Here is a 22,721-nt window from a genome sequence, read left to right as displayed (position 1 = left end):
ATTTGTTCCCATACGAATTACCTATATTTTAGCACTTCCGATTTATTAGCCCTTACATTTGTTTACATTTGCTTAATAAACCCCCTCTATAATGAAAATCGTAAAACAACATATTCAAGTTTATTTGAGGGGGAAATCGAATTGTTTAAGAAAAAACTTATGAAAAAGGTTCTTCCAGTTGCTGTCCTTTCAACCATAGCTTTTAGCAGTCTTGTTGGAACAGGCACCGCTAACGCAGAATCAGAAAATACAACTAAAAACAATGCGGAAATTAAAAATGTCATTTTTCTAATCGGGGATGGAATGGGTGTTTCATATACGTCGGCCTACCGTTATTTAAAAGACGACCCGTCTACTAAAAGAGTAGAGCCAACTGAGTTTGATAAATTTCTAGTTGGACAACAGACTACATATCCAGAGGATGCGAAGCAAAATGTAACGGATTCAGCATCTGCAGCAACGGCCATGGCTGCGGGAGTCAAAACCTATAATGCTGCCATCGCAGTTGACAATGACAAATCTGAAGTCAAAACAGTCCTTGAAGCAGCGAAAGAGAAGGGGAAATCAACCGGACTGGTTGCTACGTCAGAAATCACACATGCCACACCTGCATCGTTTGGTTCTCATGATGTAAACCGTAATAACATGAATGCCATTGCGGATGATTATTATAATGAGATGGTGAACGGAAAACACAAAATTGACGTTCTTTTGGGAGGCGGCTCGGATTTATTTATCCGTCAAGACCGTAACCTTACAGATGAATTCAAAAAAGACGGATACAGTTATGTTTCAAATCTTCAAGAATTGAAAAAAGACAAAAATGACCAGGTACTCGGTTTATTTGCGAAACGAGGCATGCCAAAAATGATTGACCGGACGGCAGAGATGCCTTCCCTAGCAGATATGACGACTTCTGCCATTGAGCGCTTAAATCAAAATAAAAAAGGGTTCTTTTTGATGGTGGAAGGAAGCCAGATCGACTGGGCAGGTCATGATAATGATATTGTTGGGGCGATGAGTGAAATGGAAGATTTCGAAATAGCGTTCAAAGCAGCGATTGATTTTGCCAAAAAGGATGGACATACATTAGTAGTGGCAACAGCTGACCATTCAACTGGCGGTTACTCGATCGGTGCCCGCGGAGAGTACAACTGGTTTAGTGCACCAATCAATGCAACAAAACGCACCCCGGATTTTATGGCAGAGCAAATTGCTAATGGGGCAGATGTGAAAGAAACTTTGTCTAAATATATTAATCTCCCTTTAACAGATAAAGAGATTCAGTCTGTTAAAGATGCTGCTGCTACGAAGAAAGTAGTGGATATCGATAATGCGATCGAACAAATTATTGATATCCGTTCATTCACTGGGTGGACGACTGGCGGGCATACGGGTGAAGATGTAAACGTATATGCATTTGGTCCCGCTAGCGACCGTTTTGCCGGTCAAATTGATAATACAGACAATGCCAAAATCATCTTTGATATTCTTGAAAAAGGTAGCAAAAAAATAGTCATCGAAGACAAGTAAGTTTCAAAAATTTAGTAGATTAGGATTGGAAAATAAGATATCCCTTTGCCTTTGCAGCAGCGGGATATCTTTCTAAAAAGGAGTTTTACTTGATGGGAGGAATCGATGTGAAACAGGCAATGATAACTATTTTATTTGTTTTTCTACTTACGGGCTGTTCATTTGTTCCAATTCAGCCAACTAATGAGAAAACTGATGCAAAAATAGAGAATACTTCCACAGCTACCAAAAAGATCTCGAAAGATGATCATGACGCTTATTATAATAGCCCTCAGGTAACGGATGATTCAACCTTACAAAAACCCGGCCAGTCTGTTACGGATGAAAAAGGAGAGGCCACTTTAAAAGCGATCAAACAAATAAATAAGGTATATCATTTCGGAGACATCGAGTACACGATCAAAGAAATGAAACTACTTCACTACCGACCTGATTATAGTTTAATTGACTATTTCCATCCGTTAACAGAAGCCGAGGAATTTTATTTTATTAAATTAAGTGTCGATATAAAAAATCAATCCAAAGAAAAACGGAATTTTGCTCCAGTCGCCCTTTTTGAAACGAATACAGGTGTGAAAATGGATTGGAAACAGGATATGTATCTTGAACATTTGAATGGAGAAATCGAAGGAAATCAAATCAAACGGGGGAGTCTAGGCTTTATAGTTGATCAAGCAGGCAGCAAAAAAACGGAATGGATTAGTATTCTAACCAGTGACGTGTTTAATGATAAACACGAAAGGCTGGAGGAAGCACAAAAAATCCAACTTGATTTTTAATGGAGAATAAAAAGGTGTCAGGCACCACTCGTGGACATTTGTCCACGAGCGGTGCCTGACACCCTTTGGCCAGTTTGAAATTTTTACGAATATATAAAGACCTTGAGTAATTGTACCTCTCTGGAAGAAACGGAAGGACATCAGGGCCCTACCCATGATTGGGATAGGGCCCTATTTGTGTTCTGCGGTTGTGCAACAATTGGAACAATTTTATGAAAAAGTAATCAGTATGATTATAGTATAATAAAAATACTGAAATTTCTAATTGTGCAGGTCGTATTCTGGAGGGATCGCGTTGACAGTCGGGGAACTATGCCGAACACTTATTGTAGACGATGAAATGTTAATCAGACAAGGGATTAAGCATTATATCAATTGGGAGCAAGAGGGGTTTATGATTGTTGGTGAGGCTTCGAACGGTCAAGAAGCCCTGGAGTTAATCGAAGCAACCAAACCACACATCATTATTACAGATATCGTGATGCCAATCATGGATGGAGAAGAATTAACAAGAATTGTGAAGGATAGATATCCTCAAATTGAAATCATTATTTTAAGTAGTTTTGGAGAATTCGATTATGTTCGCTCCACCTTCCAAAGTGGTGTCGTTGATTATATCTTAAAGCCGAAGCTCAATGCAGACGGTCTCTTAAAGGCGCTGAAAAATGCCGCAAGCAGAATTCCTTCCTTTCAGAAAGTGGATCAAAGGTTAACAGGCAATCTCCCAATTGGGCAGATTATCAATAAACTGATTTCAGGATATGAAATGAAGTATGATTCGGAGTTAGTATCCAAAGCTTTGCCATACAGCCATTATTGTTTAATTGGAGCTGATATAAGGAATCACCAGTCTAGAAATAGTGCAGAATTTCAAACAAGTATCAAGGCGAAAATCGAAGAGGCATTGCAACATATCATAAATCAAGTTGTTTACGAGCCCTTAAGCGTTGAAGAGAATATCATTGGATACTTAATTAATATAAACAAGCAGAATGATAAAGAGTTTATTAAATTGGCCAGCCAACTTGCAGAGTCTATACCAGGAACAAGTATTGCTTTGACGGATGAGTTTTCAGACCTTTCTCAACTAGAAAGCAACTACAAAGAAAGTCTCGTAAAATTGTTAGATTATCGCTTTTATTTTCCAAATCAACCGTTTTTAATGAAAGAGAATCTTCCAAAAGTGCCTCCCAAACCCGAAAATTTTAATTTGGATTGGTTTACAGAAGAATTAAAGAGAAAACATTTTGATTCCGCTTTCAAATATCTACAAGACCATGTAAAGGTAATGTCTTCTTGTTATACGATGGATGTCTTTGAATATAAAGCTTTTTTTGGCAACATTATTTTTAACATTACCATTCTCCTAAGTAATATGAAGTTTGACGTAACAGAATTGGAAGAAGCCAAGTATTCATATTTTAGGTCGATTGATGAAGCACCTTCGGCGAAGGCCACGGTTGAACTAATGTATCGCTTTATTGAAGAAGCGGAAAAATGCATATTTTTGGTGCAGAGTGAGCCCGAAGATATAAATATGAAAAAACTGATGGAATATATAAGAGAACATTATGCCGAACCGCTTACCCTTACTGGGGTCGCAAAGCACTTTCATTTTAATCCATCTTATCTTTCAAGCTATTTTTCAACGCATAATAAGGAAGGGTTCATCGAATATCTCAATAGAATGCGGATCGAAGAAGCGACGAAACTGCTCATGGAGGGAATGGAATCTATCTCAGAAATTAGTGGAATGGTCGGTTATTCGGACCACAGTTATTTCTGTAAAGTTTTTAAGAAAATAAAGGGATTGTCTCCAAGCCAATACAAAAGAAAGCAAAAACTAAGATAAGAGATGGTGAATTATGAGATTTATTCCCGAACGTTTTAAACATAACGGATTGTTTATCGTTATGTTTTTCATTACGGTTATGATGATTATCACAGTTTCGATCACTATTACATGGACAACGATTCGGATGTCGGAGCAATTTTTTATTAAAAAGTTTAGCATTACGAACTCCAAAGTAATGAGTCAGGTAAAGGAAAGTTTCGAATCCTTTAACTATTCGGTCGTCCTAGCATCTAACAATCTCCTTCAAAGCAATACGTTTAAAAAAATTCTTACGAAGGAGCAATATAGCAATAAAGAGAAACTTAATGCCTATTTTAATGCGGGCCAACAGTTAAAGCGAATTGAAACTAATTTAGATGCATATGAAGAAAGCATTCTAGTCATGGGTAGAAATGGATTCAGTTTTGCAACGGATCGGACGTACTGGCCAATTACGGATGAGGAATTAAGGGCTAGCAGACTTACTAGTAATACGTTTAAGGAACCAAAGAAACTGGTGTACCAATTGGACAAGCGAAATGATGGAACGAATCGCCAGTTCATTGTGGCATCAAAGGTACTAATGGAACGGATCAACGGTACTGTTTATGGATCGATGTTCTTTGCGTTTGATGAAAGTCAATTTAGACAGTTCTTCACAAGCTATACAGGACCTGGTAATAATGTGTTTGTCGTAGACAAGCAGGGAGTTATTGTTTCTAGCAACCAATCAAAGCTCATAGGTCAAGCACCAAAAGGCTTGCTTAGCTATGTAGGAAAAATTGAAAAGAGTTCAGACCATTATATCATTGATAATTTTATGGGAAAGGATCAGATTATCTCGATGGAATACCTTCCATCGTTTGACATGTACCTATTTAATATAATTGATAAGCAAAAAGCAGTTGGAGACCTAATTGATAAGAAAGATATCGTGCTCATCTCAATGGGTATCGTCTTTGTGGCGTTAATCATTGTCGTACTAGCGACGAGGAGATTGACAAATTCGTTATCGAGTCTTGTTAAGCAGATAGAAGATGCGTCAAAACATGAATTCCACCAATATGTTACTGCAACCGGCACATATGAAACCATGAAAATCGGCAATGCCTTTAATTCCATGCTCGATGAACTCCACTTGTATGTTGAACAGCTTGTGGAATCACAAAAGCAAAAGCGCAATGCGGAATTGGCTGCGCTTCAGCAGCAAATTAATCCTCATTTTTTATACAACACGTTAACTTCAATAAAATTCATGGTGCAGCAAGGTGGAAAAGAAGAAACCGAAGCAACAATTAATTCTTTAATATCCTTGCTTCAGAATACAATTGGCAATGTCAGCGAGACGAATACCATTGTCCAAGAAGTGGATAATTTAAAAAATTACGTCCTTATTAATCAAAAGCGGTACGGTAACCGGATTAATGTTAACTATTTTATCGCGCCAGATTGTTTGGAATATCACGTACCAAAGCTAATCCTGCAGCCTTTTATGGAAAATTCATTCTTTCATGGCTTCAATCGTAAGACTGGTGGCTATATTAATGTACTAGTCTGGAAAGAGGAGAATACGTTGATTTGTGAAGTCGTGGATAACGGAGATGGAATGGAAGTCTCTTCAGAGAATAAACTCCCGACTACAAAGCGTAAGCAACAGATGTTTTCTGGGATTGGTGTGCGGAATGTCCATGAGCGTATCCAACTGATTTACGGGGAACAGTATGGGGTGACAATTTCTAGCGAGTTGGGTGAAGGGACAAAGGTCCGGATGACACTTCCAGTTTCAACTAAGTGAAAATAGTCATAAAATCTAAAAATAATCCAAATAAATCAAATGGAAGCGTGTTCATGTTATAAAAATATTACCAACCATTAAAAATATCGTCCTAACGGTTACTTCTTAACAGGTGATAACATTGTATTTGTAAGTTAGATAACGCTTACAAAAATAGAATGTTGGGGGAATATCAATGAAAAAAGTACTAGCACTCTTTTTAGTTAGTATATTGATGCTAACTGCCTGTTCTTCGGGATCAAATAAAGAGACTTCCGACAGCGGCAAAGATACAAATGAAGTAACAGTATGGGCATGGGACCCGAATTTTAACATTAAAGCAATGAATTTAGCAAAAGAAGCTTATAAATCTGAAAACGCAGATCTAAACATTAAAGTTATTGAACATGCTCAAGATGACATTATTCAAAAGCTTAATACGAGCTTAAGTTCTGGAACTACAAAAGGACTTCCGAATATTGTTTTAATTGAAGATTATCGGGCACAAAGCTTCCTTAAAGCGTATCCAGATATGTTCCATGAGTTAACTGGCTCTTTTAAAGCGGATGATTTCGCTCAGTATAAAATTGCTCCTACCAGCTTGGATGGCAAAAACTACGGTCTTCCATTCGATACTGGTGTTACAGGACTATATGTTAGAACGGATTACTTGGAAAAAGCGGGATACAAAGTTGAGGATTTAAAAGATATCGACTGGAACAAGTACATTGAAGTAGGTAAAAAGGTTAAAGAAGCAACAGGTAAATCAATGCTTACACAGGATCCAAAAGATCTAGGTCTAATTCGTATGATGATTCAAACGAGCGGTTCATGGTATTTAAAGAATGACGGGGTTACACCTGACATAGCGGACAACGCTTCTTTAAAGGAAGCATTCCAAACATATAAAGAGCTTTTAGATGCGGATTTAGTGAAACCTGTCTCTGATTGGGGCCAATTTGTAGCAGGATTTAACAGTGGTGATGTTGCTACGGTTCCTACGGGTAACTGGATTACTCCATCCATCAAAGCGGAAAGCTCACAAGCAGGTAAGTGGGCAGTTGTTCCGATGCCAAAACAAGCTGGAATTTCAGGTTCCGTGAACGCCTCTAACTTAGGCGGAAGCTCTTGGTACGTGCTTAACATTCCTGGTAAAGAAAAGGCTGCTGACTTCTTAGCAAAAACTTTTGGTTCTAATGCTGATTTTTATCAGACTTTGAATAAGGAAATGGGAGCGATCGGTACTTACAAGCCAGCTGCTGAAGGCGAAGCGTATAAGGCTGCGGACGAATTCTTCGGAGGTCAAAAGGTCGTTAGTGACTTTGCTGCCTGGACAGAGAAAATTCCTCAAGTAAACTATGGTATGCATACGTATGCAATTGAGGACATTTTAGCTGTTGGAATGCAGGACTACCTTAAGGGTAAAGATCTAGATAAAGTATTAGAAGATGCTCAAAAGCAAGCTGAAGAACAAATTAAATAAAAAAACAAGTTGAAAAGTAACAAATCTATAAGAAATTAAGCCTCGGTATTTCGCCGGCTTCTCCATTAAGGTTAAACGGAGGTATCTGATGTGTCAGGCGAAGTTCAGAGGCTATCTTTTTAATTAAAAGTGTAAGGAGTTGACTCAAGTTGATAACCTCTAAAGTAAATCACAATCAGACCCTGAGTTCAGTAAAATCAGGCCGGAAAATTCGGGCGAAAAATGCTGTCATTGGCTGGTCCTTCGTTATTGTCGCAGCTGTATTGATCTTTTTCTTTTATTTCTACCCAATGGTTCAGGCACTTATTTTGTCCTTTCAATCAGGAGTCGGTGCAAATCTAACGTTTACTGGCATCGATAATTATACACGGTTGTTTAAGGATCCAACGTTCCTTACAACAGTAAAAAATACAGTGATTTATCTAATCATTCAAGTACCAGTGATGATTTTACTGGCTTTGTTTCTTTCCGTTTTATTAAATAATAAGACGTTGAAGCTAAAGGGATTTTTTCGGACAGCCATCTTCTTACCCTGTGTAACTTCTCTTGTTGCCTATTCCGTCATCTTCAAATATTTGTTTGGTCAAGATGGCATGATTAATATCATGCTAATGAAAGTTTCACTAATTTCGGAACCGATTCAATGGCTTACTGATCCCTTCTGGGCAAAAATAGCGATTATTGTAGCCATCACATGGCGTTGGACTGGCTATAACATGATATTCTATTTATCCGCTCTTCAAAATGTTGATGAATCGATCTATGAAGCGGCAAGAATAGATGGTGCTTCGGCAGTTCAACAATTTTTCAAAATAACCATTCCAATGTTGAAACCGATTATCCTATTTACATCGATTACCTCAACGATTGGTACGCTTCAGTTGTTTGATGAGGTTATGAATATTACCAAGGGTGGACCGGGAAATGCGACCATGACAATTTCTCAGTACATTTACAATTTATCATTTAAGTATACCCCTGACTTCGGATATGCGGCTACTGTCTCTTATGCCATCGTCATTATGATCGTCATCTTCTCTATTATTCAGTTCAAAGTGGCAGGTGATAAAAATGAATAACCTTAAACGCTCATTCAGCTATACAGTCCTTATCATCGCTTCCATTGTTTCTATGTTTCCGTTTCTATGGATGATTGTGAGCTCAACAAACAAGTCTGTAGATGTGACGCAAGGAAGGATGCTGCCTGGCAGTCACTTTATAGAAAACCTTCACAATCTATTAGACACAGTTGAGCTTGTACCTGCATTAATGAATTCAGCGAAAATCTCGATACTCACAACAGTACTTGCCATGCTTATCGCTTCCTTGGCAGGATATGGATTTGAAATTTACAAAAGTAAGTCGAAGGACTTTGTGTTTAATATTTTACTGGTTTCTATGATGATTCCTTTTGCGGCTTTAATGGTACCGCTCTTTAGAATGTTTGCCACCATTTCTCAAGCCCTTCCAATGATCGGAATCGATACGCTTACAGCCGTCATCTTACCAACGGTTACAACTGCTTATCTTATCTTTTTCTTTAGACAAAGCACAAAGATGTTCCCGAAGGAGATTCTTGAAGCGGGAAGAATTGATGGTCTGTCCGAATTGGGATGTTTCTTCCGGATATATGTTCCGACAATGAAGACGACCTATGCAGCAGCTGCCATCATTACCTTCATGGCTAGCTGGAACAGTTATTTATGGCCGCTGGTTGTGTTGCAGTCACCCGAGAACCAGACCATTCCGCTGTTAATCTCAAACCTCGGTTCAAGCTACTCACCCGACTTTGGAATGATTATGACAGCGATTGTGATTGCCACCCTGCCGGCAGCACTTATTTTCTTCATTATGCAAAAGCATTTCGTTGCAGGGATGATGGGTTCAGTTAAATAATAAAATTTTGGAAAAATGTAGATAGGAAGAGTGATAATGATGACAACCATTCCAAAAATAGAATGGCTTACCGACTTAGATGTGTTTGCCGTTAATCGGCTTCCAGCACATTCAGACCACCGATATTATGAAACACTGGAGCAGGCAAAAATGGCAGGCCCAATGGCAATGCGCCATGAATTAAACGGTAACTGGAAATTTAACTATAGCGTGAATCCAGACAATCGTCCGGAGAATTTTCACCGGTTGGATTTTAATTGCATGGGCTGGGGGGACATCACCGTCCCAGGTCACATTCAGCTTCAAGGCTACGGGAAACCACAATATGTGAATACGATGTACCCATGGGACGGGCTTAACGAGATCCGTCCGCCAGAAATTCCACTCGACCATAATCCGGTTGGAAGCTATGTGAAGATGTTTACCGTTCCCCCTCAAATGGAAAACAAGCCGCTGTATATATCCTTTCAAGGTGTGGAGTCGGCCTTTTATGTGTGGTTAAACGGGGAGTTCGTCGGCTATAGTGAAGACTCGTTTACTCCTGCAGAATTTGAGCTTACCCCATTTCTTACAGAAGGTGAGAATAAGCTTGCCGTCGCGGTTTACCAACGGAGCACGGGCAGCTGGCTCGAGGACCAGGATTTCTGGCGTTTTTCTGGTATTTTCCGTGATGTTTACCTCTACACAGTACCGGAAATTCATGTTTATGACGCCGGTATTCGCGCAGAGCTGGATCCGACTTTTACGAAAGGGACGCTTCAAGCAGACCTAAAGCTTTTATCTGATGTGGTTTCTCCAGCAAAAATAGTTGCTGAATTGTACGATGCCGAGGGGCACTTAGTAGCGGCACAAAACGGTGATTTCACTAACGGAAATTGGACAGTTTTAATGATGGTCAATAATCCAAAGCTATGGAGTGCGGAAAATCCTTATTTATATCAGTTTTATATTCAGGTATATAACGAGTTAGGTCATTTGGTAGAGGTTATTCCGCAGAAAGTCGGCTTCAGAAGATTTGAAATGGCCGATAAAATCATGCGCCTTAATGGTGAACGAATTGTATTCAAAGGTGTCAATCGCCATGAATTTAATTGCCGTACTGGCCGCGCGATTACAAAGGAAGACATGCTTTGGGATATAAAAACATTGAAAGGCAACAACATTAACGCTGTCCGGACGTCCCATTATCCGAATCAGAGTTATTGGTACGAGTTGTGTGACGAATACGGCGTCTATGTCATCGATGAAATGAACCTTGAAACGCACGGTTCATGGCAAAAGATGGGGGCAGTCGAGCCGTCATGGAACATCCCCGGGAATAAGCCGGAATGGGAGAACATCGTTATGGACAGAGCGGTATCCATGTTTGAACGGGACAAAAATCACCCGTCGATCCTCATTTGGTCTTGTGGCAATGAATCCTATGCGGGTGAAGTGATTCTGAATGTTTCTAAGTATTTTAAGCGTGTTGATTCAAGTCGCCTGGTTCATTATGAAGGTGTTTTCCATGCCCGTGATTACAATGATACGAGTGATATGGAAAGCCGGATGTATGCGAAGCCAGCAGACATTGAGAACTATTTGAACGATAACCCGTCAAAGCCATACATTAGCTGTGAGTATATGCACGCCATGGGGAATTCCCTTGGCGGTATGAATAAATATACAGATTTAGAGCGGAAATATCCGATGTATCAAGGTGGATTTATTTGGGATTATATTGATCAGTCAATTATTAAAAAAGACCGTTATGGCAAGGAATTTTTGGCCTACGGCGGTGATTTTGACGATCGCCCAACGGATTATGGCTTCTGTACAAATGGGATTGTGTATGCCAATCGAGAGTTGTCGCCGAAGATGCAGGAAGTAAAGTATTTATATCAAAATATCAAACTGAGTCCGGATCGTACGGGGGTAATAATTCAGAATGAAAGTCTTTTCGTAGATACGTCCGATTATGATTTGGAGTACACTCTCTACCTTGAAGGTAAAGAGTTGTATCGGAATCAGCTCGATGTGGTGGTGGCACCGCAGAGTGAAGGGCGCATCGAATTTAAATTGCCTGCTGAAATCACCAGCGTTTCTGGCGAATATTGTATACAAACTTCTTTTAAGCTGAAGGAAAGTAATCTCTGGGCGGACGCTGGCTACGAGGTCGCATTCGGACAATATGTGTTCAGGACGGAGGCGTTTGTCGAGCAGACGGCAGCTCACGGGGAATTACGGGTTGTCACTGGCGATGTCAATATTGGTGTCCACGGCCCTGACTTCACCATCTTGTTCTCGAAACAGGCGGGCAGCCTGGTTTCACTTAACTATGCAGGGAAAGAGATGATTGCTCTTCCGCCGGCACCGTTATTCTGGCGGGCGACGACGGATAATGACCGAGGCTATTCTCAAGGCTATCATTCGGGTCTTTGGTATGCAGCCAGTCTTGCGCGCCAATGCATTGGGATGGATGTCGAACAGGCAAATGGCCAGGTGAGCATTGCTTTTACTTATAAATTATCGATTAGTGAAAAAGTAGTGGTGAAAGTAAATTATACCGTTCTTGCCAATGGTAGTGTTTGTGTGAAGTCGGTCTATCAGGGGGCGGAAAATCTCCCGCAGCTGCCGATTTTTGCAGTATCCTTCAAGGTGCCTGCCGATTATGACCAACTGGAATGGTATGCGATGGGTCCTGAAGAAAATTACTCAGACCGGGCGCAAGGAGCAAGACTTGGAATATTTAAAAATCAAGTAATTGAGAATTTATCCGGATATGTCATGCCGCAAGAATCGGGCAACCGGACGGGAGTGCGCCGAGTTAGTCTGACCAACAAGGAAGGACAGGGAATTAAAATTTCAGCTGCGACTAAACCATTAGAGTGCAATTTTTCTCCTTATACGGCTTTTGAACTCGAGAATGCCCAGCATCATTACGAGCTTCCAAATGTCCATTACACCGTTGTGACGGTCGCAGGCAAGCAGATGGGCGTCGGCGGAGACGACAGCTGGGGTGCACCGGTGCATGATGAACACCTCATTCCTGCCAATCAAGACATGGAATTCGAGTTTGTGATTAATAGAATCTAATTATGAAATGGATCAAATAAAGAAAAGAGCCTTATATTGCCAGGCTCTTTCCTTTTAAGTAAGCTTTGTAAAAATTTTATTCACAAGTTGATTGTAGCGGAAGGCAGAAGACTCCTGCGGGAGGACGGGGCAGGGGATACCCCGCAGAAGTGAAGCGACGAGGAGGCTCCCCGGACCACCCGCGAACCGCTCGTGCCTGGAGCGGAAATCAACAACCAAGTTTAACAGAGACTATAAGTAAAAAGAATATGTCTAAAACAAACCAATTTTGTGAAGGAGAAGGTTATGCTTATTCATGTTAATCAAGAGGACAGACAGTTTCATTTAACAAATGGCCAAGTTAGTTATATTTTTCACGTGATGAAAAATGGACAATTAGGCCATCTTTATTATGGAAAGGCATTGCACCACAGAGAAGATTTTTCTCACTTGCAGACGTACGATGTGCCAACAGGGGCTACTACACACGTGTATGCAGATGATCCTGCTTTTGGTTTGGAAACGCTACGTCAAGAATACCCTGCCTACGGAAATTCTGATTTTCGCGAACCGGCAATCAGTGTGAGTAAAACGACGGCTAATCATGTTCCTAATTTCAAATATGATTCGTATCAACTTGTAGACGGAAAGCCTCGTCTTGAAGGTCTTCCTGCAACTTATGTAGAAGAAAAGCATGAAGCTAGTACTCTTCAAATCATCTTAAAAGATGAATTCCTACAAGCAAAATTGCTGTTAACTTATACGATTTTCCGTGACAAACCCGTCATAACGAGAAGTGCATCTTTAATAAATGAGGGGTCAGAGGAATTGGTTGTTGATCGATTAATGGGAGCATCGCTTGACCTGCCAGATAAAGATTTTGTATTTACCCATTTAGCCGGTGCGTGGTCACGGGAGCGGCATGTAAAAGAGAGAATACTAGAAACAGGCATTCAGTCTATTTCCAGTCTGCGCGGTGCCAGCTCTCACCACCATAATCCGTTCTTGGCACTAAAGCGTCCTGAGGCGACCGAACATACAGGTGTGGTATATGGCTTTAATTTTATTTATAGCAGTAACTTTTTGATGCAAATAGAAGTGGATCATTACGACACAGCAAGACTTACTGTTGGGATTCATCCGTTTGGCTTCAAGTGGAATCTAAAGCCGAACGTGTCCTTCCAAACCCCGGAAGTAGTAATGGTGTATTCCGATCAAGGTTTAAATGGGATGAGTCAGGCCTTTCATAGTCTTTATCGCGAGCACCTGATTCAAGCGCAATGGAAGCAGGCCGTGCGCCCAATTTTGATAAACAACTGGGAAGCTACTTACTTTGATTTTAATGAGGAGAAACTCGTCAATATTGCGAAATCAGCAAGTGAATTAGGAATCGAACTGCTGGTCCTTGATGATGGCTGGTTTGGAAAACGGAATGATGATACCTCCTCCCTTGGAGATTGGCATGTAGACTTAGATAAACTTCCGGGTGGCTTAGAAAGCTTAGCCCAGAAAATATCTGCAACTGGAATGAAATTTGGGCTTTGGTTTGAGCCGGAGATGATCAGTCCGAACAGTGAATTATTTAGCGAACACCCAGATTGGGCCGTTGGTGTTCCAGGTCAGCACTATACATTGGGACGCAATCAGCTGGTTCTTGATTTTTCAAGACCAGAAATTGTTGATTATCTTTATGAAAAAATGTCCGCAATTATTAAAAAAACAAACCTTGCTTATATTAAATGGGATATGAATCGGAACATTACCGAAGCATTCTCACAAAAACTAGCCGTTCATCAGCAAGGAGAGTTCTTCCATCGCTATATTTTAGGGGTCTATGATCTCTATGAACGGTTAACAGGTGAATTCCCGCATGTGTTGTTTGAATCATGTGCAGGAGGCGGGGGAAGATTCGACCCAGGGATGATGTATTATGCACCGCAAGCATGGACAAGTGATGATACGGATGCGATTGAGAGGTTAAAAATTCAATACGGCACATCCTTTGCATATCCAGTCTATAGCATGGGATCTCATGTATCGGCAGTTCCGAATCACCAAACATTGCGGACTACACCATTACAAACCAGGGCGAATACTGCTTATTTTGGGACGTTTGGCTATGAATTAGATCCACTGAAATTAACCGAAGAAGAGCGCGCAGAAATTAAAGAGCAGGTAGTTTTTTATAAACAACATCGCGCGTTGATTCGTGATGGTCACTTTTATCGCTGCTTAAGCCCGTTTTCGAATAATGAAACGGCGTGGATGGTCGTGAGCCAAGACCAATCAGAAGCCTTAATTGGCTGGTATAAGGTATTGGCGACGCCGAATCCTAAGAAGAAGCAAACGCTTCGTCTCAGTGGACTAGCTGAATCGAAAATGTATAAAGTGGCTGGAAGCGAACGAACGTATTATGGCGACGAGCTCATGAACGTGGGGCTGCCGCTTCCAACGGAGTTTAACGGTGTCAATGGCGGGAGCGCCGAGCGTGGCGGCGACTTCCAGTCCCAGGTTTTTTATTTGCAAAAGACCGAAGGGTAATGGAATAAAATCAGGACGGGAAACGATTAGTCATTGAAGAAGTCCACTAGAGAAAAAGGTATAGTACCTCTCCTAATTGGAAGGTAGTATACCTTTTTTATCGATTAGGAAATTATAAAATAATTAATTGTGGATAACTTTAAAATAGTTCTTTGAATCCAGCTCCAGCGCCCAGCGGCTAGTGTACTTCGCTCTCCGCCCTACGATAAGTCAAGCACGAATGCGCTTACGCTCTCCGTGTTTCCTTTATCTCAGTTGGAGAGTAAATCAGGTGTAGCAAAAACAGAATATAAAGTTATTGACGGTAGTTGGCAAACCTATCAATCGGATTATTGTAAAGCATGATAATTCGAAAAAATAAGGCTTCTCTCGATGAAAGAAAGGGAGCTGTGAAAGCGCATGAAAATCTCATGCGCTTTTCTTAATATTTTTAAGTAAATTTTTAGTAAAAATAGTTGAATGTTTTTACTAACCGTTATAAAATTAAGTTGAAATTAATAATTTACTTACAAGAAACAGAATTTCTGGAGGAATTTAAATGAAAGTTACCACACTTAATAAAGTATTTTTAGATATGTTTCATATTTTACCTAGAAAAGCCTTTTTTGCTCCTGGAAGGATTAATTTAATTGGCGAGCATACCGATTATAATGGCGGTCATGTCTTTCCATGTGCAATCACATACGGTACCTATGCTGTAGCAAGGAAGCGGGAAGACCAAGTTATTCGCCTGTACTCAACGAACTTCCCTGAAAAAGGAATCATTGAATTAGATTTAAACCAGCTAAATTATGAGAAAGAACACAATTGGGCCAATTATCCGAAGGGGATGATTCGTTACATTATCGAGGCGGGATATGAAATTCCATCGGGATTTGATTGTGCTATTCAAGGCAATATACCGAATGGTGCAGGACTTTCTTCGTCAGCCTCCATTGAGCTGTTAACCGGAGTGCTAGTAAACGGCCTATTTGAATTAGAAATTCCTCGGCTTGATCTCATCAAGCTTGGTAAGAAGGTAGAGAATGAATTTATTGGTGTGAACAGCGGCATCATGGACCAGTTTGCGATTGGCATGGGGAAGAAAGATGCTGGAATTTTACTAGATTGCCAGACTCTAAGCTATGAATACGCACCCATACATCTTGATAATTACAAAATTTTAATCATGAATACGAACAAGCGCAGGGAATTAGCTGATTCGAAATACAATGAGCGAAGAGGAGAATGTGAAGAGGCGCTAGCGGAACTGCAACAAAAACTTCCGATTGAGGCTCTAGGTCAGTTATCTGAAGCGGAGTTTGATGAAAATCAATACCTAATTACCAATGAAACGGTCCGCAAACGTGCAAAGCACGCTGTCTATGAAAACGTGCGAACAATTAAGGCTCTAAAAGAGCTGAAGGCAGGAAATTTAGAGGCATTTGGACAATTGATTAACCAATCACACGTATCCTTACGGGATGATTATGAAGTGACTGGAGTGGAACTTGACAGTTTAGTAGAGGCTGCATGGAAACAACCGGGAGTTCTAGGGGCGCGGATGACTGGTGCAGGATTCGGCGGCTGTGCTATTGCAATCGTAGAAAATGACGAGGTTGAAAACTTTATTGCAAATGTTGGGTCAGCCTATCTCGAGAAAATTGGCTACAAGGCAGAATTTTATGCAGCGAGCATTGGTGACGGGGCAAAAGAAATTCAAATGGAGGCGGCGATCTAAATGAGTATCCTTGTATTAGGTGGAGCGGGCTATGTCGGTTCGCACGCTGTTTACCAGTTGATTGATCAGGGGTTTACGGTGGTTGTGATTGATAATTTGCAAACAGGCCATAGCGCTGCAATTCATCCAAAGGCAAGTTTTTATGAAGGGGATATCCGCAGTCGTGAGTTTATGCGCTCTGTTTTTGAAAAAGAAAACATTGAAGCAATCTTGCATTTTGCCGCCAATTCCCTTGTCGGGGAATCAATGGTTGAACCGTTAAAATACTTTGATAACAACGTTTATGGGACACAAGTTGTCCTTGAAATGATGAAGGAATTTAGCGTCAAGCACATCGTTTTTTCTTCGACAGCAGCTGTTTATGGGGAGCAGAAGGTTGTACCGATTACAGAGGATGCGGCAACAATTCCAACGAATACCTATGGCGAGACCAAGCTAGCAATGGAAAAAATGATGGCTTGGTGCGAAAAAGCCTTTGATCTTCACTATGTTTCCCTTCGCTATTTTAACGTAGCTTCGGCAAGAAGCGACGGACAAATTGGCGAGGACCATAACCCAGAAACGCATCTCATCCCTGTTGTATTAGAAGCAGCATTAGGCAAAAGGCCTGCCGTTACGATATTTGGGGAAGATTATGATACAGCAGATGGTACTTGTGCTCGTGATTATATTCATGTAGAAGACTTAATTGATGCCCATATATTAGCCCTCCGTTATCTACAAAATGGCGGGGAGAGTAATCATTTCAATCTTGGCTCAAGTCAAGGATTCTCAGTAAAAGAAATTGTTGAGACAGCTAAAGAGGTTACAGGAATTGATATCCCGGTAAAAATCGGTGAACGACGAGCTGGAGACCCAAGTACATTAATTGCTTCTTCGGAAAAAGCAAAAAAGATATTGGGATGGAATCCAACGAGAACATCGATTCATCAAATGATTAGCAATGCCTGGAACTGGCATCAGCACCACCCGAATGGATATCAGAAATAGAGGTGAACATGATGATTTATCAACTAATACAACAATTAATCAATCAAGCAATAGCCACTCAATTAATTGAGCGGGAAGATGAAATCTATGCACGCAATCAAATATTGTCACTTCTCCATCTAACGGAGTTTAAGGAAGTGGACGCAGCAGGGGAAAGTAACTTTGATATCCCTGATTTACTCGATTTAATTGTAGATTATGCCTGCAATCAAGGGATTATTGAAGAATTATTTGATGAAAAAGAGATTTTTTCAAGTAAAATAATGAACTGTTTCATCGCCCGGCCATCAGCGGTTAATCAGCTTTTTTATCGAAAATATAAACAGGATCCAAAAGCAGCAACACAGTATTTTTATGAGTTAAGTAAAAATAGCAACTACATTCAAATGAAGCGCATTCGAAATAACATTGAATATAAAACCGCTACAGAATATGGTGAACTTGATATTACCATTAATCTATCAAAACCAGAAAAGGATCCCAAAAGTATTGAACTCGAGCGTTCGGTGAAGAAAACGGACTACCCGAAATGCTTGCTCTGTGTGGAGAATGAAGGATATGCGGGAAGAATCGGGCACCCAGCCCGCTCCAATCACCGCATGATTCGAGTAAATCTATTAGAAAAGACATGGTACTTGCAGTATTCACCATATGTCTATTACAACGAGCATTGTATCGTGCTAGCAGAAAAACATACCGATATGGTTATTAGTCCAACGACATTCTTACGGCTGTTAAGCTTTGTTGAGCAATTTCCACACTATTTTGTCGGCTCTAATGCGGACCTGCCGATTGTAGGGGGCTCGATTTTATCCCATGATCATTATCAAGGCGGGAATTATCAATTTGCGATGGCGAAGGCAGGGGATGACTGGGCATTTAAAATGGCTGGATATCCGGATGTAGAGTGTGCGGTTGTTAAATGGCCTATGTCCGTTATTCGCCTGCGTTCCGATCAAATTAGTACGCTCGTTGAAGCCGGTTCACATATTTTAGACAATTGGAAAAAGTACAGTGATGAAGATTTAGGAATTGAGGCGAGGACTGGCGAAACCCCGCACAATACAATTACACCCATTGCACGCAAAAATGGGGATGTATATGAACTAGATTTGGTACTGCGTAACAACCGGACGAGTGATGAGCATCCGCTTGGCATTTTCCATCCTCACGCCGATGTACATCATATTAAGAAGGAAAATATTGGCCTGATTGAAGTGATGGGGCTGGCGGTTTTACCAGCACGGTTAAAGGATGAACTAGGAGAAGTGGAAAATTTCATCCTAGGTCGATCATCGGCAGTGGCAGACTATCATTTAGACTGGGCGGAAGCGTTAAAAACACGCTATCAAGCTATTGCCAATGAAGCGAATGTGCATGGTCTGGTAAGAGAAGAAGTAGGAAAGAAGTTTTTAAGGTGCTTGGAAGATGCAGGTGTGTTTAAGCGGAATGAAGTCGGTGCATCTGGGTTCCAGCGGTTTATCAGTACGTTATAAAAACATAATAGGCCGAGAACTTTGTTGATTGCCCGAGCTTTTTAAAAAGAAATAAATTAGATACCTTCTGAAAAATATGGAGTGATAAATCGATGAAAATAGTAGATAGAATATTTGGCAGTTACAAGGGCGAGTCCGTTACTGAGTATACCTTAGTCAATGATTACGGCATGATGATCTCTTGCCTTAATTATGGTTGTGTGATTACTAAAATCATCGTCCCTGACCGTCATGGAAACTTTGAAAATGTAGTGCTTGGATTTGAAAACTTCGAAGATTACACAGAATGGTCCCCATATTTTGGCGCAGTTGTGGGACGAGTAGCCGGAAGAATTAATGGTGCCAGCTTTGAGTTGGGCGGAAAAGAATACCATCTTGCAGACAATGATTATCCCAATCATATACACGGGGGCAAGAAGGGCTTTAACTCTGTGATTTGGAAAACCGAAATAATAGAGGAAGAAAATTCAGTCGGTTTGAAGTTTTTTTATCATAGTCCAGACGGAGACGAAGGCTATCCTGGTAATTTAGACACCACTGTGACCTATATTCTAAACAATAAAAATGAACTCGATATTACTTTTGAAGGAAAAACGGATCAAAAAACAGTTGTCAACTTAACGAATCACTCGTATTTTAACTTGAGTGGAAATGTAAAAAGAGATTGTTCTGATCACATTCTCCAATTAGAAAGTGATCAGTTTTTAGAACTGGGCGAAGGTTTTATCCCTTCTGGTAAAATGATAGATACCAAAAATACCCCATTTGATTTTAAGCATGGCAGAAGGTTACGCTCTGGGATGGTTTCGACTCATCCACAAAATGTACTTGTTGGTAATGGGTATGACCACCCACTTGTTTTTACCAAAAAGGGAGAAAATACCATCATGCTTAGTGATGAGGAAAGCGGCCGTTCGCTGCTTGTTTCGACCGACCAGCCATGCGTCGTCCTTTATACAGGGAATCAATTAGAAGGACCTTATTCCATAGCAGGTGTCAGGTCAAGAAACTATTTGGGTGTCTGTCTCGAAACGCAAGGATTTCCTGATTCTATCCATCATCCGGCGTTCCCCTCTGTCATTTTAAACCCGGAGGAAGTATACTATTCCAAAACAGTATATCGGTTTTTTGCTAATACATTAGGAGATTGATTTATGGCTACCATCAAAGATATTGCACAAATGGCAGGGGTATCGATCGCCACTGTATCCCGAGTTTTGAATTATGATACGACACTTTCTGTCAGCGATGAAACCAAAAAAAGAATTTTCGAAGTGGCAGAGGAATTATCGTATAAAAAGAAACCAGCCCGCAAGCAGGAGTCGGGGAAAATTGCTCTCCTGCAATGGTATACCGAAAAAGAAGAACTGGAAGATTTGTATTACATGTCGATCCGGCTTGGGGTTGAAAACCAATGCCGACAGCAAGGGATTCAAGTGGCCAAATATTTTCAAGACAACTATGAGGATTTGAAGGAAGACGATATTCAAGGGCTGATTGCGATTGGGAAATTTAGCAAGAAGCAAGTGAATGAGCTGCTTAAGATAACCAAAAATATTGTCTTTGTGGACACCTCACCAGACGAAGATCGGTTTGATTCGATCGTCATTGACTTTGAAAGGGCAACAATAAAGGTACTTGATCATTTTATGAAGAAGGGTCATGAGAAAATCGGCTATATCGGCGGAAGAGAAGTGTTTAAAGATAAAACTTCCATCATTGAAGACCCAAGGGAATTGGCGTTCAAGCGCTATTTAACAGGTAAAGGGATGCCCTATGAAACTTTTATGTACGTAGGAACCTTCTCAGCCGATGATGGTCATGCCATGATGAAAAAGGCAATTGATGAACATGGGGACAACCTGCCAACCGCATTTTTTTCAGGTAATGATTCGATTGCAGTTGGGGCATTGCGGGCTTTACTGGAGGCAGGAATTTCTGTTCCAGAACGGGTTAACATCATCGGTGTGAATGACATCAGTATCTCCAAATATGTCTATCCAGCGTTAAGTACGGTTAAAGTGTATACCGAAATCATGGGTGAAACCGCCGTTGACACCATTTTGGAGAGAATTGCAGGCCGAAAAACAGCCAAAAAAATATTCATTGCAACCGAGTTAGTGATAAGAAATAGTAGTTTTTAACAATAGTCCCAGACTTTTTGAATTTTAGCCAAGGGAAAAAGACCGATTATTGTGCATCGGTCTTTTTTGAATTAAGCGACTTCATTTCTCCTCCGAAGAGTCACATATAAGATGATGCAGCAAGCAGAGCATAGAAGGGCAAGAAAAGCTATAAATCCGTATCCTGCTTGTAAACCGAGGATTTCGTTTTCCACCACCCCGTGACTAGAAAACATCTTACTAACAAGATCAATGATAAAACCAATCAGAAGATTACCTATGACACTAGCAATTCCCATAAGTGTGACGGTGAAAGTTATAGCTGTACCTGTTCCTTTTGGATAGCGTTTAGCAAGTAAGGCCATAACAGTTGGGTAGATGGGAGCGATTCCGATCCCTGCAATTGCAAAAAGGATTGCACCATCTTCCCCGATTATGATTGCTGCCAAACTACACAATCCAGAAAAGGCAGAAAAAATCATAATAGATAATGTATATCCAATCTTATCGGTAATAGGCCCTAGAAAAAGTCTAGCAAACATAAAAAATAGAAAAAAGAGAGATAGCATACTTGAGGCATCCTCAAGGTTCCAATGGTAGGCTTTAATCAAAAAGTTTACTAGCCAACTTCCAACGGCAAGCTCGGATACAACCCCGAAAGATAGAATGACAACGATTAGCCAGGCGATTGGTTCACGAAGGAGGAAGGAAAATGAAACTTTTTCTGCTTCTTCATGACTCTCCTTTGGGAATTTACCAAGTAGTGAAGGAATAATCGGTACAAGCGATAAGGAAAGCATAATTAAATACATGCCACGCCAGCCAAGTTCGCCTCCCATTACATGCCAACTCATCATCGAAGCTGCAAACACAGGAGCTACAGTTGAACTAAGTCCATAGAAGAAGTGAGAGAGATTCATCATGGTCCCTGTATTTTTTGTGAAAATCTGTGCAGCCATAATTCCTAGACCGATTTCGAGTATACCGTTTCCAATGTATAAAAGAAAGTAAGAAGCAGACAGAGTAGCGTAATTTGTCGATATATACATGAATATACCTGCTAAAGCCATGGAAAGGAATGCAATAATTCCAGTCCATTTAATCCCTATTTTATTCGTTAGAGCAGATGTGAACGAACAGGCTAAAAGATAACCAAGTGAATTTAAAGCTAGCAAAAGTCCAAGCTGAGTGTCACCCAATCTAAAATCATTCTGCATAATTGGGATCGCAGGACCTTTAATGTTTTCAGACAATCCAAAAATAAGAAATCCACCAAAAACGATAAACAACAAGATATAGTAATTAGACTTGGAGTGATTTTCCAAAAAAGAGTGACCTCCACAATGAAATTTAAAAAGAACGTATACAATCGCTTCATTTCCTTATCGAATAATACCATAAACTAGCAGTATATTGTGGAATCACACTATATCCCATTGTCGAAATATGGGATGTTCCGTATAATGTGTTTATCTAGATTGGTGTAGGGATGGGAGCG

The 22,721-nt window shown here is 40.5% G+C and carries 15 protein-coding genes; 14 read left to right on the top strand and 1 reads right to left on the bottom strand.

The window, feature by feature from the left end; all coding sequences use genetic code 11:
* Positions 1–159: 159 nt before the first annotated feature.
* The 14 genes from COE25_RS25610 to COE25_RS25545 all read left to right on the top strand — a co-directional run bounded on the left by COE25_RS25610 (position 160) and on the right by COE25_RS25545 (position 21,244).
* Positions 160–1,533, top strand: coding sequence for an alkaline phosphatase (locus COE25_RS25610; RefSeq protein WP_180247608.1), 1,374 nt, complete (start codon positions 160–162; stop codon positions 1,531–1,533).
* 107 nt (positions 1,534–1,640) lie between these two features.
* Positions 1,641–2,312 carry a hypothetical protein gene (locus COE25_RS25605; protein ID WP_180247607.1) on the top strand — a complete coding sequence of 224 codons (672 nt, stop codon included), beginning with the start codon at positions 1,641–1,643 and terminating at the stop codon, positions 2,310–2,312.
* A 295-nt stretch (positions 2,313–2,607) separates the two neighbouring features.
* Entirely contained in the window at positions 2,608–4,164 is a 1,557-nt protein-coding gene (locus tag COE25_RS25600; protein WP_098934631.1) for a response regulator transcription factor, read from the top strand.
* Between the two features lie 13 nt (positions 4,165–4,177).
* The gene (locus COE25_RS25595; protein ID WP_257208962.1) at positions 4,178–5,941 is read left to right on the top strand and encodes a sensor histidine kinase; all 1,764 of its coding nucleotides are present in this window, start codon (positions 4,178–4,180) and stop codon (positions 5,939–5,941) included.
* A 175-nt stretch (positions 5,942–6,116) separates the two neighbouring features.
* Positions 6,117–7,403 (top strand): ABC transporter substrate-binding protein, encoded by a 1,287-nt coding sequence (locus tag COE25_RS25590; RefSeq protein ID WP_098934629.1) that lies wholly within the window; start codon positions 6,117–6,119, stop codon positions 7,401–7,403.
* Between the two features lie 182 nt (positions 7,404–7,585).
* Positions 7,586–8,482 (top strand): carbohydrate ABC transporter permease, encoded by an 897-nt coding sequence (locus COE25_RS25585; protein WP_180247606.1) that lies wholly within the window; start codon positions 7,586–7,588, stop codon positions 8,480–8,482.
* Entirely contained in the window at positions 8,475–9,299 is an 825-nt protein-coding gene (locus COE25_RS25580) for a carbohydrate ABC transporter permease (RefSeq protein ID WP_098934628.1), read from the top strand. The genes COE25_RS25585 and COE25_RS25580 overlap by 8 nt, the downstream gene beginning before the upstream one ends.
* A gap of 39 nt (positions 9,300–9,338) precedes the next feature.
* On the top strand, positions 9,339–12,374 hold the full coding sequence (gene lacZ, locus COE25_RS25575; RefSeq protein ID WP_098934687.1) for a beta-galactosidase, LacZ type: 3,036 nt from the start codon (positions 9,339–9,341) through the stop codon (positions 12,372–12,374).
* A 285-nt stretch (positions 12,375–12,659) separates the two neighbouring features.
* Positions 12,660–14,894, top strand: coding sequence for an alpha-galactosidase (locus COE25_RS25570; protein ID WP_098934627.1), 2,235 nt, complete (start codon positions 12,660–12,662; stop codon positions 14,892–14,894).
* A 538-nt stretch (positions 14,895–15,432) separates the two neighbouring features.
* Entirely contained in the window at positions 15,433–16,614 is a 1,182-nt protein-coding gene (locus COE25_RS25565; protein ID WP_098934626.1) for a galactokinase, read from the top strand.
* Positions 16,615–17,604 (top strand): UDP-glucose 4-epimerase GalE, encoded by a 990-nt coding sequence (galE, locus tag COE25_RS25560; protein ID WP_098934625.1) that lies wholly within the window; start codon positions 16,615–16,617, stop codon positions 17,602–17,604.
* Between the two features lie 11 nt (positions 17,605–17,615).
* Positions 17,616–19,100, top strand: a complete 1,485-nt coding sequence (gene galT / locus COE25_RS25555; protein WP_180247605.1) for a UDP-glucose--hexose-1-phosphate uridylyltransferase — start codon at positions 17,616–17,618, stop codon at positions 19,098–19,100.
* 92 nt (positions 19,101–19,192) lie between these two features.
* Entirely contained in the window at positions 19,193–20,251 is a 1,059-nt protein-coding gene (locus tag COE25_RS25550; RefSeq protein WP_098934623.1) for an aldose epimerase family protein, read from the top strand.
* 3 nt (positions 20,252–20,254) lie between these two features.
* Positions 20,255–21,244, top strand: a complete 990-nt coding sequence (locus tag COE25_RS25545; RefSeq protein ID WP_098934622.1) for a LacI family DNA-binding transcriptional regulator — start codon at positions 20,255–20,257, stop codon at positions 21,242–21,244.
* Positions 21,245–21,315: 71 nt separating this feature from the next.
* On the opposite strand, the gene COE25_RS25540 is transcribed toward COE25_RS25545, so the two are convergent.
* The gene (locus COE25_RS25540) at positions 21,316–22,548 is read right to left on the bottom strand and encodes an MFS transporter (protein WP_098934621.1); all 1,233 of its coding nucleotides are present in this window, start codon (positions 22,546–22,548) and stop codon (positions 21,316–21,318) included.
* Between the last annotated feature and the right edge of the window lie 173 nt (positions 22,549–22,721).

The sequence above is a fragment of the Bacillus sp. AFS031507 genome (assembly GCF_002584635.1).
Taxonomy (GTDB): Bacteria; Bacillota; Bacilli; order Bacillales; family Cytobacillaceae; genus Neobacillus.
This window is presented reverse-complemented; position numbering and strand designations above follow the sequence as displayed.

Coding starts and splice junctions, on each gene's coding strand:
- COE25_RS25550 (WP_098934623.1), top strand. CDS start 19,193: ATGAAAATAGTAGATAGAATATTTGGCAGTTACAAGGGCGAGTCCGTT.
- COE25_RS25580 (WP_098934628.1), top strand. CDS start 8,475: ATGAATAACCTTAAACGCTCATTCAGCTATACAGTCCTTATCATCGCT.
- COE25_RS25565 (WP_098934626.1), top strand. CDS start 15,433: ATGAAAGTTACCACACTTAATAAAGTATTTTTAGATATGTTTCATATT.
- lacZ (WP_098934687.1), top strand. CDS start 9,339: ATGACAACCATTCCAAAAATAGAATGGCTTACCGACTTAGATGTGTTT.
- galE (WP_098934625.1), top strand. CDS start 16,615: ATGAGTATCCTTGTATTAGGTGGAGCGGGCTATGTCGGTTCGCACGCT.
- COE25_RS25610 (WP_180247608.1), top strand. CDS start 160: ATGAAAAAGGTTCTTCCAGTTGCTGTCCTTTCAACCATAGCTTTTAGC.
- COE25_RS25590 (WP_098934629.1), top strand. CDS start 6,117: ATGAAAAAAGTACTAGCACTCTTTTTAGTTAGTATATTGATGCTAACT.
- COE25_RS25595 (WP_257208962.1), top strand. CDS start 4,178: ATGAGATTTATTCCCGAACGTTTTAAACATAACGGATTGTTTATCGTT.
- galT (WP_180247605.1), top strand. CDS start 17,616: ATGATTTATCAACTAATACAACAATTAATCAATCAAGCAATAGCCACT.
- COE25_RS25545 (WP_098934622.1), top strand. CDS start 20,255: ATGGCTACCATCAAAGATATTGCACAAATGGCAGGGGTATCGATCGCC.
- COE25_RS25570 (WP_098934627.1), top strand. CDS start 12,660: ATGCTTATTCATGTTAATCAAGAGGACAGACAGTTTCATTTAACAAAT.